Genomic DNA, 16635 nt, shown 5'->3' on the forward strand with positions numbered 1-16635 from the left:
AAAATATATAGAGGGAATTACTTATGAAGTTGTCAGAATTCAAATACACAATTACGAAAAATGCAGTTGCGAAATTTCCCGCAGACCCAAGAGATTCATCTAAATTGATGGTCTTGAACCGTCAAACAGGTGAAACTGAGGACACGAAGTTCGACAAGATATTAGACATTTTCCAAAAAGGTGACGTAATTGTGTTGAACGAGACCAAAGTCTTCCCGGCACGACTTTTCGGAACTAAGGAAAAAACTAATGCTACAATTGAAGTCCTACTTCTTAGAGAGCTAAAACGTGAAGATAGAATCTGGGATGTTTTGGTAGAGCCGGCTCGCAAGGTGAGAATTGGGAACAAAATCTATTTCGACAATGGAGCATTTTATTGCGAAGTGATTGACAACACTACTTCACGTGGACGTACAGTAAGATTCAGCTACGACGGCAATCTTTTCGACGTAATTGAACGAATCGGCGAAATGCCGCTACCTGAATACATTAAGCGTACACCTGAAGAACACGACAAGCAAACTTATCAATGCGTTTTCGCAAATGATAAATATTTGTCATCAATCGCTCCACCTACTGCAGGGTTGCACTTTTCCGAAGAATTAATCCAAGCACTCGAAGACAAGGGCGTAAGAATCGCCAAAATAGTCATGAATATCGGTCAAGGTATCTTCGAAAAAATCGAAGTAGAAGATTTGACCAAGCATAGAATGTATTCGGAGTATTTTGAAATCTCGCGCGAAACCGCAGAAAAAATCAACATCACTTTGAAATCGAAAAAGAATGTTTATGCTGCCGGATGTAGTGTAGTCAGAGCAATGGAATCATCCGTCTTAACTACAGGGGCAGTCAAACCCAACAAAGGTTGGACTGACCGTTTCATCTATCCTCCTTACGATTTCAAAATTGCAACACGATTCATCACAAACTTCCATCCATCGGAAACACCATCATTTCTCTTAGCTGCAACGTTTGCCGGTACTGAGAATTTGCATAATGCCTACAAAAAAGCAATGAAAAATGATTATAGATTTCATGCCTATGGCGATGCGATGTTGATAATTTAAGCCCTTTCCTCATAATTTTTAAGGCTGTCATCGAAATCAAGCGATTTTAATGACAGTTTTTTTTATTTGCAGCCGAAAAGTAGTGTTTTAATAACACATTTGTGACAATATTTTCATTATCTATAATTTATTTCGTAATTTTGAATTATAGAATTGTCATAATTTTGAAAATATGAGAAAAAAAATGGAAACGAACTTTGATAATTTTTTTAGCGAATTTGACGAAGCAAACTATGAACAGTGGAAGTCTGAGGCAGAAGCTGCTCTGAAGGGTGCTCCTTTTGATAAGCTGATGTTTACCGATACATACGAAGGCATCAGGTTAAAACCGATTTATAATAAGGAAGACAGAGCAAGCACTTCGTTCTTGGCGAATTTGCCCGGATTTTACCCTTTCAGTCGCGGAGCAAATCCTTCGGGATACAAAAAATCAAGTTGGGAAATAAGTCAAAATATTCCCTACGCCGACTGTGAAAATGTTAATAAAGCTCTGAAAAACGACTTGGCAACCGGACAAAACTCAATCAGGTTGAACTTCGACAAAGCAATTGCAATGTATGAGGACTTTAACGAAGACGATATTTGGGGCTATGCGAACATGATTTCGGATTTGGGAGATATGGAAAAAGCGCTCCACGGAATTGATTTGAAGCTCTACCCTATTCATATTGATGCGGGATTAGCGTCATTGCCGGTATTTGCTCTTCTCGTAGCATATATGAAGAGTAAATCTGAGGATAGTAGTCAAGTAAAAGCTTCAATCGTCTGCGACCCTTTGAAAGAACTCTGTATTGAAGGCACTTTGCCGGTGGCTTTGGAAAGACTATACGATGAAATGGCGGTAATTACTAAGAAGGCAGTTGCTGAATTTCCGCAAATCAAAACGATAAGCGTAGCGACCAATCAAATTCATGACGAAGGCGGAAGTGCTGTTCATGAGCTTGCGTATATGGCATCTGTGCTTACTGAATATTGCAATCAAATGCAAGCTCGCGATATTGACATTAATAATCTTGCCGATAAATTCATCGTAGGCTTTTCGGTTGGAACGAATTATTTCATGGAATTAGCAAAACTAAGAGCCGCAAGAATAATCGCAGCAAAGATTTTCAATGAATTTGGAGCTGCACCGGAAAACTGCAAAATCACAATTCACGCCACAACATCAGAGCGTGACATTGCTGCTCTCGACCCTCATGTAAATATTTTACGAGGCACTTCGCAAGCATTTTCAGCTATTATGGGGCTTTGCGACATCTTGACTGTGACTCCATTTGACAATGTTTACGGAGCACCAACTGATTTTTCGCGACGAATAGCACGCAATACTCAAAATGTTTTGCTTCACGAATCGCACTTGACAGATTCGATTGACCCTGCAGCAGGCTCATATTATATTGAATGTTTGACTGAAGAATTGGCAACGAAAGCTTGGGATGAATTTCAAAAAATTGAATCAAGCGGTGGAATTTTTGAAAGTCTCAAATCAAATCATCTGATTGAAAGTGTTCGCAAAACTTTCAAAGCAAGATATGACAATCTTGCAATTCGTAAAGATGTAATTATCGGTACAAATAAATATCCTATTTTAATCCAAAAGGATATCGATTCAGTTTTGTGCGACCAAGAAGTAATCGAAAAATATGTAGATGATTATGATAAAAAATTATTAAGCAGAAATATTGAAATAATTGACCAAAATTTGGACGAATTTGAAAACTTATTGGAAGCAAATTCGGTTGAAGCAATTGATTTGGCGGTAAAAGCCTTTGAAACCGGTGCTGTGATGGCTGAAGTATTCAATAGTTTAGTTCATAATATCGAATTCGATACGCAAATCGAACATTTTGAATTGAATCGTTCATCGGCTCCATTCGAAGAAATTCGCGAAAAAGCAATTCTTTACAAATATGAAAATGGAACTTTGCCGAAATTACCTTTAATATGTATCGGAAAATTAAAAGAATTCAAACCAAGAGCTGATTTTTCTAATGATTTTTTCAAAGTTGGCGGATTTGATTGCGATATTTATTCCGGATTTGAAGATGTCGAGAATATTGATTTGACTACAATTCCTAAAAGCGAAGCATATGTATTTTGCTCAAATGATGATTTATATGCTCAATTTATTCCAACTTTTGCGAAAAAAATGAAAGAAAATAATCCGAATTCGATTTTAATTTTGGCAGGTTATCCAAAAGATAAAATTGAAGAATTCAAAAATGCAGGAATAGACGATTTTATCCATATTAAATCAAATATTATTGATTCGCTAAATATGCTACATTCAAAATTTAAAAAACATGACGATAAAGGAGCTTTATAATATGAAAAAGCCCGATTTTTCTAAAATTAAACTGGATTTTGACAAAGTCGAAAATAAATTTGAAGATTGGAAAGAAATATTTTTAAATGATATGAATTCCGATTTTCCGGAATTAAAAATTAATTCAATGGAAAATATTCCGATTGACCCATTATATAATATTGATGATGAAAATCAATTAGAGCATACAAAATTTACAGCCGGAATTGCACCATTTTTAAGAGGTCCCTACCCAACTATGTTTGTTACTCGTCCTTGGACAATCAGACAATATGCAGGTTTTTCGACAGCCGAAGAAAGCAACGCCTTTTACAGACGAAATATTGAAGCAGGTCAGCAGGGACTTTCTGTAGCATTCGATTTGGCAACGCACAGAGGCTATGATTCAGACCACGAGCGCGTTGTGGGCGATGTCGGTAAAGCCGGTGTTGCAATAGATTCAATTTTGGATATGAAAGTTTTATTCGATGGAATACCACTCGACAAAGTTTCTGTCTCAATGACAATGAACGGTGCCGTTCTTCCGGTTTTGGCATTTTATATTGTCGCTGCATTGGAGCAAGGCGTTAAATACGAACAACTTACAGGCACAATACAAAATGATATTTTAAAAGAATATATGGTTCGGAATACTTATATTTATCCACCCGAACCATCTATACGAATAATTGCAGATATATTCGAATTTACATCGAAAAATATGCCGAAATTTAATAGTATTTCAATTTCGGGTTATCATATGCAAGAAGCCGGAGCTACTGCCGATATTGAAATGGGATATACATTAGCCGACGGCTTGGAATATGTGCGTACCGGAATTAAAGCCGGAATCGATATTGATGCATTCGCTCCGCGTCTATCGTTTTTCTGGGCAATTGGTATGAATTATTTCATGGAAGTCGCTAAAATGCGTGCTGCCAGATTGATATGGGCTAAAATAATTAAGCAATTTAATCCTAAAAACCCTAAGTCATTGGCATTACGTACACATAGCCAAACTTCAGGATGGAGCCTTACAGAACAAGACCCTTATAATAATGTCGTAAGAACTTGTATGGAGGCTATGGGAGCAGTTTTGGGGCATACTCAGTCATTGCACACTAACGCTCTTGATGAAGCAATTGCTTTACCAACTGATTTTTCGGCGAGAATTGCAAGAAATACTCAAATTTATTTGCAAGAAGAAACCGGAATTACTAAGGTTATTGACCCATGGGGCGGCTCTTATTATGTCGAAAAATTAACTTACGAATTAGTCAAAAAAGCGTGGACACATATTCAAGAAATTGAAAATCTTGGTGGAATGGCAAAAGCAATCGAATCCGGCATTCCGAAAATGAGAATTGAAGAGGCTGCAGCACGACGCCAAGCCAGAATTGACTCGGGTGCAGAATATATTATCGGTGTAAATAAATATCGTTTGGAACATGAAGACCCGCTCGAAATATTAAATATTGATAATTCTGCAGTTCGAGACCAGCAACTCAAGCGATTAGAAGAACTTAAGGCTAATCGTAACGAGAATGACGTGAAAATGGCATTAGATGCAATCACAAAATCAATTGAGACGGGCGAAGGCAATTTGCTCGAATTATCCATCAAAGCCGCACAGGTTCGGGCTTCATTGGGTGAGATTTCTTCTGCGATTGAAAAAATAGTTGGCAGGCATAATGCGCAAACTCGTACTATCTCAGGTGTTTATAGCTCGTCCTATGCTGAATCGGGCGCTATTGATAAAGTTCGCGATTTGACTGACCAATTTGAAGCTTTGGAAGGTCGCCGTCCGAGAATTCTTGTTGCGAAAATGGGTCAAGATGGTCACGACAGAGGCGCGAAAGTTATCTCTACAGCCTTTGCGGATATGGGTTTTGACGTTGATGTCGGTCCACTTTTCCAGACTCCGCGAGAAACTGCCAAACAAGCCGTCGAGAATGATGTCCATATTATTGGCGTCAGTTCGCTCGCTGCCGGGCATAAAACCTTAGTTCCACAGCTTGTTGCCGAGTTAAAAACTTTAGGACGTGACGATATTATTATCTGCGTCGGCGGTGTGATACCTCCGCAAGATTATGAATTTTTGTATCAAAACGGAGCCGACGAGATTTTCGGTCCCGGTACAATTATTCCTCTTGCAGCCGAAAAGCTAATGCACGACCTGTTAGACAAAGAATAAATTTATATTTAATAAATTATGGGTGGTGATTAGCCACCCATTTTTTTTTACTTCATTATCATTACTTGTTCGGATAATTTGTTCCAAGGGGTGATGAGTTGAATTGTGTATGTGCCGTTGCCGATTGATTTTGTGTTAACGTTGAACTCTATGATTTCCAATGTGTTAGAGCCGCGTTTGAAGTCGCCTTTGTGGACGATTTTTCCGTGAATATCGTAAATTTCGATGCGGAAATTGCCCTGTTCTTGGGTTGAGATGCTCAAAGTGATTTCGTCACGAGCGGGATTGGGAGCGACGGTCAAGGCAGTTGGCTTGAACATCTGAACGCCGCTCAAATCGTTGACGCAACCTTCGACAGTGAGCTCGCCATTAATTGTTTCGGAATAATATTTAGGTTCGGAAAATGTGACAGAATTTATTTTAAGTGCTGTGGCTTCGCTGCGACCGACGAGGGCTTTACCATAAATATAATTAATTATTTTATTTTGTGGCGTAAATTCTGCTTCGGGAGCTTTGATAGTGATAATTCTATCCGCTCCGAGACGAGTATTGCTCACGATTTCACCATATTTAACGCTGTCGGGATAGAAATATTCGGCATCGAAAGCGATTGTGATTTCGTAATCGGTGGTGATGCTCTGCCAATCGGGACAAGCGAGTTTGGCATAAAGTGGAATCGCTATTGAAGCACCTGATTCGACTTTCATCACAGGCAACGAAAATACGTAATGCATCTTGCTGCTTGCTGAGAGCGGAATTTCGAGCGTGAATTCGCAAGGTGAATTTGATTTAATAATTAAAATATCGGAAAAGTCAGCAATATTTTGAGGAGTGTAATTGATTGATAATTCTATTACTTCGCCATTAGAATAAGTTCGGATAAATGAATTAATATTTTCGATTGCAAAATAATTATTTTGGAAAATTATTTCACTAATTGATAAATCTGAATCTGTTTGGACGGTTAATTTTAATGTCTCAGTGACCTTTGTACCAAGGCAAATTTCGCCGAAATCAATGGAATTTTTGTCCGGAATTAAAGAAATATTATTTTGTCGAATGTCAATAGTAGCTGAATCTGTGCATCCTGACTCATTTTCGACGCGGAGTGAATAAAGTCCCGCTTGAGTGACTGTGATTATTTCCGTAGTTTCGCCTGTTGACCAGAAATATGCATCATATTTCAATTTTGAGGAAATTACAACCGGTTCCTCATTACAGATTGAGAGCGGCGATGAGACTAATTCGAGTTCCAAATCGGGATAAATTGTTACGTCAATTTCCGTGCTGTCGGAGCATATATTATTTGTGATTTTTAATTTATACTTTCCGGTGGTGGAAACCGTGATGGATTCGCTTGTTTCGCCTGTGGACCATAAATAATTATAATCGGGATTGAAATTATTCGCTGATAATGTGATTTCTTCGCCAAAGCAGGCTGAGAGTGACGATGCGAGAATTTCTGCTTTGGGCAGAGCGAAAACTGTGACTTCGGCAAAGGCTGTGTCTGTGCAGCCGTTGGGCGATATTGCCACGAGAAAATAATCACCGGATTCGCTAATAATGCGTTCGGAGGAATTTAGCCCGTCGTTCCATTTGTAAATATTTTCGGAAATAATTTCAAGTGGGCGCAGCGTGACGCTCTCCCCTTCGCACAGTTCGTACAAATATTTCTCGAAATTAATTTCGGGCTTGTCAAATTCTTCGATTGTGATTGTTTCGGTGCCTGTGCAACCAGCATCAGATACGACTGTAACGGAATATTCCCCTCCTCGAGTAATCACAATTTCAGGGGTTTTTTCGCCTATTGACCAATTATATTTATAGCCTTCGCCTGTCAAACTCGTTTTCAATACAATTGTATCACCCAAACAAATATAATCGGGTGCGAGGATGGAGAAAAGCAATTTATCGCCTATTTTAACATTAATTGTGTCGTAAGCGATGCATCCGTTTTCATTTTCAACAGTTAAGATATATTGACCAATTTTATTAATTGTAATTCTGTCTGAAGTGGAACCGGTTGACCATTTATATTTGTAATTAGCTCCGGGTTGGGCTCGTAGCTGCAATGTCGCACCGTCGCAAAGAAGCGTATCGCCGATAATTTTTGCAATTGGTTTAGGTAAAATAGTAATCATCACAGAATCGGAGCGAATTGTGCTGTTTATATCAACGGTGACTTTGTACTGCCCTGCATCGGAGAGTTTTGCATTGCGAATTGTGAGTGTTTTGCCGGAATATTGCGTACCATCCGGAGCGAACCATGTGTATTTATTGGTCGTTATGTCCGGTTGGACGTCAACACGGAGAACCAAATCTTCGCCCTCGCAAACAGAATCAGGAATTATTTTGACCCAAAAATCAATTAATCCCTGCACAAAGTTGGGAAGACCGGCATTCCATCTATAAGATAGATAATTAAATTTATCATAATTCCTCAATTCACATGCTTCTCCAGTTAGATTTGGTTTATTTATTACATATAGAGAAAGGGTATTGAGCGCACCAAGTTCATGAATAGCCCTATGAATATAAATTTTACCGTTAGGTGCTAATTTTAAATCCCCATGTGACATTTCTTCACCAGCAGCATAATGACTATATAAAATCAATTCGGATGTGTTTTTTATAATATTTGAATCTAATACAGAAATATCAAATTGAATAAGTTTGCTATTATCACTAGCAGTGCTTAAATACAGTTTTTTAGAATTTGGAGAAAATGCAACACTATATGCAAGTGAATTACTAATAAGACTATCTATACTAAAATTTAATAGAGATGTAATTTTTCCTGTCATTTTATCAAAACTTAAAATATCCAACATTTTTGTATGTCGTACTATAAGAGTTATAATGTCACCATCAATATTTGAAGACATAAGACCTGAATAATGCAACTTATTGGCATTTGGGAAAGGACCATAAAGAGGATGAAATACTCCTGTTGTGCTTTTTACAATTTCGGGCTCAAGACCATCCTCAGTCAATAAAGCAGCAAGAAAAGTACGAGAATTAAGTTCATGAGAAATTATCCAAACATCTTTTCCATTTCCATGTTTAATGCCTATTAATTTTTCACCCGTATTTTTGAATAAATCGTTATCAGTAACAATCATTTCGCCTACTCCATTATTTCCGTCCATGTCAACTATGCTATACCTCGTTGTGAAATAGTTATGATTTTCAAATTTGCACAATGATGCAAAAATATAATAATTATTATTATTTCCCGGTTGTTTTACAATTAATCCTGTTTGCCCTGCCCTTGCATAATCTTTTAGATCAACTAAAGTACAAAAAGGTTCATAAAAACCATTGCTCAATTTAATAGAATCCGGTATTCCGGTATATGAGTATGCAGACACACCGCCTGTTGAAAATAAAAATCTACCGTTTGAATCAGAAATTGATGAACATCCCTCGCTTGCACTACTTATACTTTCTCTCAAAACTTTCGGTTCACCATCGGGAGTATCGAATGTGATTACCCATTTTCCTCCATAATCCCAATTGTATGCTTCTTTTTGGGAGAGAAGATTTGCGAATAAAGAGAAAAATAATATAATAATTAGAATAATATATTTCATGATATTGATAATATTTATTTTTATAAATTCCTGAATCCATACTTAGAAAATATGGATTCGGGTTTATTCACCTATTTCTCAGTTGAGCTCAATTATCTTAATTCTTGATGAATTTAATTTTCGAGACAACTAATCCTTTGTTTACTATTTGCAAATAATAAACTCCTATCGGCAGTGAACTTAAATCAAGATTCAAATTGTTAATGCCTGCATTTGTCATTATATCACTCGAATACACTATTTGTCCCAATAAATCAAGAACTTGGAGCGAATGTTGCTCATCATTAGCTGAATTAAATTCCAAATTAAATATACCTGTATTCGGATTTGGCATAATTTTAATATCGTTATTCAACTCAAAATCATCAGTATCAATTGATAATTTGGGAATTGAAAATCGTCCACTTGGGAAGATTGAACATACATCAAAACAAATTCCTTCGCAAGTTCCCGGAGTCGAATTAGAAACAACTTCGGCTTCAGTACCATTATTGAATATTTCAAATACTATTTCACAGCAATCAGAAACTTCGCATGGGAAGTAAATTTGTTGAGGATAATATCTTTGTGCCCAGCATTGCCTCAAATTTAAAGTTATGTATTGTGGATTTCCATGCGTTACCCAAATATCCCTTAATGCAATTCTGGTTAATTTTTCTAATGCTTCTTCAGGGTCTAAATAAGCATACTTGACTTGGAAGAAATTGAAACTAAAACAAGGATTTGAGCCTGAAATACCGAGAGTATAAAGGGCATTTATGTATGTATCATCGTCTGGATAAGTGTATTCGATATAAGGCTCGGGCCATGTCTTTGTCTTAGTACATGATGAAAAACAAGGAGGTGGCATTTGTGTGCTTATGTCAAGGCGTCCGGTTTCAGGAAAAATGTTTGTATTACAATAGTCAAAACACCCTCCTCCACTTGGACAATGAAATGGAGAAACTGAAGAAAATGCAATGTAATCCAAATAATAATCGGCTACGGTACTATCCCAATGTGATTCAAAATAAATACAGCATGTTTCAGAACCACATGGTATATAATAATATGGTAATGTTAAACTTTTCTCAAAGCATTTTGGCATCTTCAAATAATTCGGTGATGTATTATATTTATTCTTCATAGCTACAATGCCTTTGACAGCTGTTTTCATTATTTCTGTATCGGTCAAAGTACAAAAACCATAGACTTCTACTTTAGTTACTTCGTATTCATAGTAAGGAGCAGCAGGTGGTGGACAATTGAATTTTTTCATAGTTCCGATTACGTTTACTGTACAGTAATTATCTGTTATAGGGTCGTGTGTAAACATCGGATAATCAAATTCAAAAGTCGGTAATTGCTCGTCCGCTTCGCAACCTACAATACATTGTGCATTCATTTCACCTTTTCCCACAAACATAAATGTTAGTATAGTTAGAACAAGGAAGGCAATATATTTGCGTTTCATATCACACCTCCTCTGAGTAGAAGATTGAACATCTTTTGGCGAGTGGCTTTCACCACTATTGCGAAGTGATTGACGTAAGTCATTGCTTTTAAGGGAGTTACCCCCCCCCCATTTTAATACTAAAAAAAGCCATTTGAACCTCCACAAATTGTTGTTGACAATTAATGCATGTTGTCGCTACATGCGACTATATCTTAAATCTCATTGCTTTTTTCAAAAGTTGCCACATTCACTTTGCAATATACAAAAATATTTTTATTGTGCAAGAAAAAAATATTTTGCATATGTGGAAAATAATCAGTACTTTCGTTTCGTCATTTAACGAAACGATATGAAAGAAATGTTGAAAATATTAAAAGCTTTGAGCGACAGCAACAGAATGAGAATCATCTCTATGCTGAAGGAGCGTGAGCTATGCGTTTGCGAAATCACCGATATACTCCAACTCGCTACTTCCACCGTCTCGAAGCATCTCTCGCTGCTCAAAGAAGCAGGGCTAATCGAGGACGAGAAAGATGGCAAGTGGGTCAATTACCGGATAAATCGAGAACGCAGCTTGCTGATTGACGATTGTTTGGCGATGATTGAGAAACATACTACACGGGATATTACGATGTTGAATGACAGGCTGAGACTACAAACTACAGACAGAAACATGATTTGTAGCACATAAAAAACGCAAATCATTTCGTTATTTTGCTAAATATAAAAGGGTTCAAAAATGAAAAGTGGTTCAATAAAAGATGTCGTAAAAGAGAAATACGGTCAAATAGCCGTTCTCAACGACAGTTTAGCTCCCGGTAGCTGCGGTTGCTGTGCCGGAGATAACATAGATTACACAATTATGAGTGACAACTATACCAACTTGGCGGGCTACAATCCGAATGCCGATTTGGGGCTTGGTTGCGGTATCCCGACAGAATTTGCAGGCATCAAGGAAGGCGATACAGTCCTTGATTTGGGCTCCGGTGCCGGAAACGATTGCTTCGTGGCTCTGAGAGAGGTTGGTCCGACAGGCAAAGTGATTGGTTTGGACATGACGCAAGAAATGATTGACAAAGCTGAAAAAAATAAGGCTGCAATCGGATTGGACAATATCGAATTTATCTTGGGCGAGATCGAGCAAATCCCTCTCCCCGACAACAGTGTGAATGTGGTGATTAGCAATTGTGTACTCAACCTTGTGCCGGACAAAGATAAAGCATTTAAGGAAATTTTCCGAATTCTCAAGCCCGGTGGCAGATTTTCAGTTTCTGACATTGTAACCGGTGCGGAATTGCCCGAAAATGTCAAAAAATCGGCTGAAATGTATGCCGGATGCGTTGCAGGAGCATTGTTGAAAGATGATTACATGAAAATCATTTCCGATAATGGCTTCGCGTCTGCACAAATTTTGAAGCAAAAGAATATCGAGATGCCTGATTCGATTTTGAAAGATTATTTAAATGAGGACGAAATCATTGCATTCAAGCAAAATCCGGAAGTCATCATGAGCATAACAGTAGTCGGGGTGAAAATCTGATGCAACAGAAGAGATTATCATTTTTAGACCGATACTTGACGCTTTGGATTTTCTTAGCAATGGCTTTAGGGCTCTTGAGCGGAAGAATTTTCGATGGAATTTCCTCATTTTGGGAGCTTTTCCAATCCGGTACGACGAATATTCCAATAGCAATTGGTCTGATTTTGATGATGTATCCCCCACTTGCAAAAGTTAAATACGAAAAACTCTGGAAAGTTTTCCGCGATGTCAAGATTTTGGGTTTGTCGCTTGTCCAAAACTGGGTGATTGGTCCGATTTTGATGTTTGCATTGGCAGTAATTTTCCTGCAAGATTACCCCGAATACATGACCGGATTGATAATAATTGGTCTGGCACGGTGCATTGCGATGGTAATTGTGTGGAATGACCTTGCCAAAGGCGATACCGAATACGCCGCGGGGCTTGTGGCGTTTAATTCCGTTTTTCAAATTCTGTTTTTCTCATTATATGCCTATATTTTCCTGACGATTTTACCATCGTGGTTCGGGCTGAAAGTACTCGAAATTGATATTACAATCGGGCAAATTGCCGAAAGTGTAATGATTTATTTGGGGATTCCGTTTTTTGCCGGATTACTGACTCGACTTTTCCTGAAAAAAAGAAAAGGCGAAGATTGGTATTCGAATAAATTCATTCCGGCAATTTCGCCTATTACATTGATTGCACTGTTGTTTACGATATTTGTAATGTTCTCGTTCAAAGGCGATGCGATTTTGGAATTGCCGCTAGACGTGATTCGTATCGCAATTCCGCTTATAATTTATTTTGTAGTCATGTTCTTTGTTTCATTTTTCATGAGCAAGAAATTAGGTGCGGATTATTCAAAATCAACGACATTAGCCTTTACAGCAGCGAGTAATAATTTCGAGTTGGCGATTGCGGTTGCGATTGCAGTTTTCGGAATTAACTCGGGCGAAGCGTTTGCGGCTGTAATTGGTCCGCTTGTCGAAGTTCCGATTATGATTGCCCTCGTTGGTGTAGCAATTAAAATTAAAGAAAAATATTTCAAATCTACAAAAGATATAAAAATCGAAAATCCGGATTTGTGTCCGTAAAACTATTTGAAAAGGGAAAAATATGATAATTAATGAAAAAATATTGAATTACTTGGAAAAATCACGAGATTTTTCGACATTTACGATTGAACGCAAAGAGAAACTCGAAAAATTATCGGATTATATTCGGAATAAATTCTCGAAAAATGAAATAATTAAATTAAATTTTATTTGTACGCATAATTCGCGACGTAGTCACATTGCTCAGATTTGGGCGGCAGTAGCAGCTGAATATTACGGTATATCGAATGTTGAAACTTTTTCGGGCGGAACTGAAGCTACTGCATTCAATATTACTGCCGTGAATTCGATGCGACGATGCGGTTTTGAGATTAATGTCGAGAAAGAAGGCACAAATCCTGTGTATAAAGTATCATACGGGAATTCTGCGAATACGATAACGGCATTTTCCAAAGTTTTCAGCGACAAATTCAATCCTTCGGAAAATTTTGCAGCTATAATGGTTTGCTCGGAAGCTGATGAAGCATGTCCTTTTGTGCCTGGAGTTGATGCACGATTTGCTCTGCCATTCGAAGACCCGAAAGCATTTGACGGCACTGAGTTGGAATCACAAAAGTATGATGAGCGTTCTCGCCAGATTTCGATTGAAATGATGTATGTTTTTTCAAAAGTTAAATAAATTAATAACAAATGGTTTCTAACAAAAACCGAGGTTTTTATGGAATGGAAAAAAGAATGGAAAATACTTGCTTGGATTGCGGCAGTATTTTTGGCATTTGTATTTGTACCGATTAACGAATTTCGGTTTACAAATGCATTAGACCAAGCTTTGCAGCTGACCCAATGGTACGCTCAAGAGCATGTGATTTTATGTCTTCTTCCGGCATTTTTCATCGCCGGAGCAATTGGTGCATTTCTCAATCAAGCCGCTGTCTTGAAATATTTGGGTCCGAACTCGAATAGATTCATGGCTTATGGAGTGGCATCAGTTTCAGGTTTTGTACTGGCAGTATGCTCTTGCACCGTATTGCCTATGTTTGCCGGTATTTACAAGATGGGCGCCGGTTTAGGTCCAGCCACAACATTTCTATATTCAGGACCTGCAATCAATATAATGGCAGTCTTAATGACGGCTAAAGTTATAGGATTTGAATTAGGGATAGCTCGTGGCATAACTGCTATCGTGTTTAGTGTCGTTATAGGGTTGATTATGAGTTGGCTTTTTATCAAAGAAGCCCAATCGAGAACTATTCAAATGGCTGATACAGAAAGCGATGAAAGCGAACGCCCGATGTTACAAAACGTAATCTTTTTCGTACTAATGATAGTGATTATACTTGTTTCAAATTGGGGAAATCCTGATTCGGGCGTAGGATGGACAAGTTATGTTTATGAATATAAATGGATTTTGACATCAATTTTATCATTGATTTTCGGAGCGATATTGTATTATTGGTTCAATGTGAAAGTGTTATATATGGCAGTTACAGCTTTGATAGTGACTATTGCAGCATATGCTTTCCCTAATCCTTCGGTTGCATTCGGTTTGGGCATTGTAGGTTTGGGCGTATCACTTTATTTTAGTGGCGATGAAAACAGAAACTGGTTCAACAATAGTTGGGATTTTGCCAAGCAAATTATGCCTTTGTTGTTCTATGGTGTTATTATAGCAGGGTTTTTACTCGGTATGCCGGGTGATGAAGGTATCATTCCTTCGGCATGGATTAATTCAGCAGTAGGTGGAGATTCTTACGTAGCTAATCTCATCGCTTCGACTTTGGGTGCATTCATGTATTTCGCTACTTTGACGGAAATACCGATTATCCAAGGGCTCATGGGCAATGGAATGCAGAAAGGTCCCGCTCTATCACTCTTACTCGCCGGACCGGCTCTATCGCTGCCAAATATGCTTGTGATTTATAGCGTATTGGGCGGAAAAAAGACGGCTACTTATGTGATTTTAGTCATAATCATGTCAAGTTTTATTGGTTATTTTTATAGTTTAATATAGGAACAATTTTATGAAAAAAGTAAAAATTTTGGGAACAGGCTGTGCAAAATGCCTGAAATTGGAAGAAAACACAAGAGAAGCGCTCAAGGAATTGGGCTTAGACTACTCTTTGGAGAAAGTAACAGACATTAATGATATCATGAATTATGGTATCATGATGACTCCGGGGATTGTTTTGGACGAAAAAGTAATTTCCAGCGGTAAATTACTAAATAAAAATCAACTTATGGATTTATTAAAATAATTGAAAATGGAGATTATCATGAAAAAATTGATTATGTCACTCGTTATCTTGTCATTGGCAGTTATGCTAATGTCAAGCACTTCGCAAAAAGCGGAGAATGTTGTTAAAGTATATTATTTCCATGGCGATTTCAGATGCGTAACATGCACGAAAATGGAAGCAATGATTGTAGAAACTGTCAATAAATCATTCGCAAATGAAATTAAGTCGAACAAAGTCAAGTTTGAAATTGTCAACTTCGACGAAAAAGCGAACGAACATTTTGTGAAAGATTATGATTTGTTCAACCAAACTTTAGTCATTTCCTTGACAAAAAAAGGCAAAGAAACTAAATGGAAAGCCGCAGATAAAATCTGGCAACTTAACCGAAATGAAAAGAATTTCAGTAATTACGTTCAAAAAGAGATACGCGAATATTTGAAGGAATTATAATGGAATCCGATTTTTTAATTGCAATCGGTACTGCCTTGTGGCTCGGAATTCTGACGTCAATTAGTCCTTGCCCTTTGGCTACAAATATTGCTGCTGTTTCGTATATTGGAAAGAACATCAAAGGCGCCAACAAAACAATTTGGTCCGGAGTATTTTATTCCCTCGGACGTGTTTTGGCTTATGTGATTTTGGCTGCTCTGATACTTTGGAGTTTCTTCTCGATTCCTGAGCTCGGGCGATTTTTCCAAAAGTATATGAATCTGATAATTGGTCCCGGTCTGATTTTGGTTGGGCTATTCCTTTTAAACGTTTTTAAAGTGAATTTCAGCTTGAGCGGAAATTTGAGCGACAAAATGCAAGGGAAATTGGTCAATTCAGGCTATTTCGGAGCTACAGCCTTGGGTTTTATATTTGCACTAACATTTTGTCCCGTATCGGCAGGATTGTTTTTTGGGAGTTTGATACCCGTTTCCATGTCATTCAATTCGATTTTTATTTTGCCGACTGTTTATGGTCTCGGAACTGCGTTGCCGGTTTTGATTTTTGCAGTGATGCTGGCTTTCAGTGCTAACAAAATTGCCAAAGCATTCGACAATGTCAATAAATTCCAAAATTGGGCTATAAAAATCACAGGTTGGGTGTTTATCGCAGTTGGTTTGTATTTTGTTTGGAGACATATCATAAGTCCAATGCTGTAATATTACTCATCAGGAATATAAAATATTAGTACTTGAATTATCGTCTTAGCTTTATTATTTGAAACAAATTATTGAATGA

General features: G+C 37.7%; 13 protein-coding genes. 11 read left to right on the forward strand and 2 right to left on the reverse strand.

What is annotated here, in order from left to right; genetic code table 11:
• The first annotated feature begins 23 nt into the window (after positions 1-23).
• From queA to scpA, 3 genes are all read left to right on the forward strand, one after another.
• The gene (gene queA, locus M9949_03895; GenBank protein ID MCO5250548.1) at positions 24-1067 is read left to right on the forward strand and encodes a tRNA preQ1(34) S-adenosylmethionine ribosyltransferase-isomerase QueA; all 1044 of its coding nucleotides are present in this window, start codon (positions 24-26) and stop codon (positions 1065-1067) included.
• A 184-nt stretch (positions 1068-1251) separates the two neighbouring features.
• A complete protein-coding gene (locus M9949_03900) occupies positions 1252-3393 on the forward strand; it encodes a methylmalonyl-CoA mutase subunit beta (protein ID MCO5250549.1) in 2142 nt (713 codons plus the stop codon).
• A gap of 1 nt (position 3394) precedes the next feature.
• Positions 3395-5566: a methylmalonyl-CoA mutase gene (scpA, locus tag M9949_03905; protein MCO5250550.1), complete on the forward strand. Its 2172-nt coding sequence runs from the start codon at positions 3395-3397 to the stop codon at positions 5564-5566.
• 47 nt (positions 5567-5613) lie between these two features.
• Here scpA and M9949_03910 read toward each other — a convergent pair whose 3' ends face one another.
• Both M9949_03910 and M9949_03915 read right to left on the reverse strand, forming a co-directional pair.
• Positions 5614-9159, reverse strand: a complete 3546-nt coding sequence (locus M9949_03910) for a T9SS type A sorting domain-containing protein (GenBank protein MCO5250551.1) — start codon at positions 9157-9159, stop codon at positions 5614-5616.
• A gap of 97 nt (positions 9160-9256) precedes the next feature.
• Complete coding sequence (locus M9949_03915) at positions 9257-10612, reverse strand: T9SS type A sorting domain-containing protein (GenBank protein ID MCO5250552.1); 1356 nt, start codon at positions 10610-10612, stop codon at positions 9257-9259.
• 340 nt (positions 10613-10952) lie between these two features.
• On the opposite strand from M9949_03915, the gene M9949_03920 reads away from it, so the two are divergent.
• From M9949_03920 to M9949_03955, 8 genes are read left to right on the forward strand one after another with little or no spacing between them, the layout of a single operon-like run.
• The gene (locus M9949_03920; protein MCO5250553.1) at positions 10953-11285 is read left to right on the forward strand and encodes a metalloregulator ArsR/SmtB family transcription factor; all 333 of its coding nucleotides are present in this window, start codon (positions 10953-10955) and stop codon (positions 11283-11285) included.
• Positions 11286-11333: 48 nt separating this feature from the next.
• On the forward strand, positions 11334-12134 hold the full coding sequence (locus M9949_03925; GenBank protein MCO5250554.1) for an arsenite methyltransferase: 801 nt from the start codon (positions 11334-11336) through the stop codon (positions 12132-12134).
• Entirely contained in the window at positions 12134-13210 is a 1077-nt protein-coding gene (arsB, locus tag M9949_03930; protein ID MCO5250555.1) for an ACR3 family arsenite efflux transporter, read from the forward strand. Before M9949_03925 ends, arsB begins: the two co-directional genes overlap by 1 nt.
• Positions 13211-13232: 22 nt before the next feature.
• Positions 13233-13850 carry a protein-tyrosine-phosphatase gene (locus M9949_03935; protein MCO5250556.1) on the forward strand — a complete coding sequence of 206 codons (618 nt, stop codon included), beginning with the start codon at positions 13233-13235 and terminating at the stop codon, positions 13848-13850.
• A gap of 39 nt (positions 13851-13889) precedes the next feature.
• Positions 13890-15182: a permease gene (locus M9949_03940; GenBank protein MCO5250557.1), complete on the forward strand. Its 1293-nt coding sequence runs from the start codon at positions 13890-13892 to the stop codon at positions 15180-15182.
• Between the two features lie 10 nt (positions 15183-15192).
• Entirely contained in the window at positions 15193-15426 is a 234-nt protein-coding gene (locus M9949_03945; protein ID MCO5250558.1) for a thioredoxin family protein, read from the forward strand.
• Between the two features lie 18 nt (positions 15427-15444).
• A complete protein-coding gene (locus M9949_03950) occupies positions 15445-15858 on the forward strand; it encodes a nitrophenyl compound nitroreductase subunit ArsF family protein (GenBank protein ID MCO5250559.1) in 414 nt (137 codons plus the stop codon).
• Positions 15858-16556, forward strand: a complete 699-nt coding sequence (locus tag M9949_03955) for an aromatic aminobenezylarsenical efflux permease ArsG family transporter (protein MCO5250560.1) — start codon at positions 15858-15860, stop codon at positions 16554-16556. Before M9949_03950 ends, M9949_03955 begins: the two co-directional genes overlap by 1 nt.
• The last annotated feature ends 79 nt before the right edge of the window (positions 16557-16635 follow it).

The sequence above is a fragment of the Candidatus Kapaibacterium sp. genome (assembly GCA_023957315.1).
Classification (GTDB): Bacteria; Bacteroidota; Ignavibacteria; order Kapaibacteriales; family UBA2268; genus PGYU01.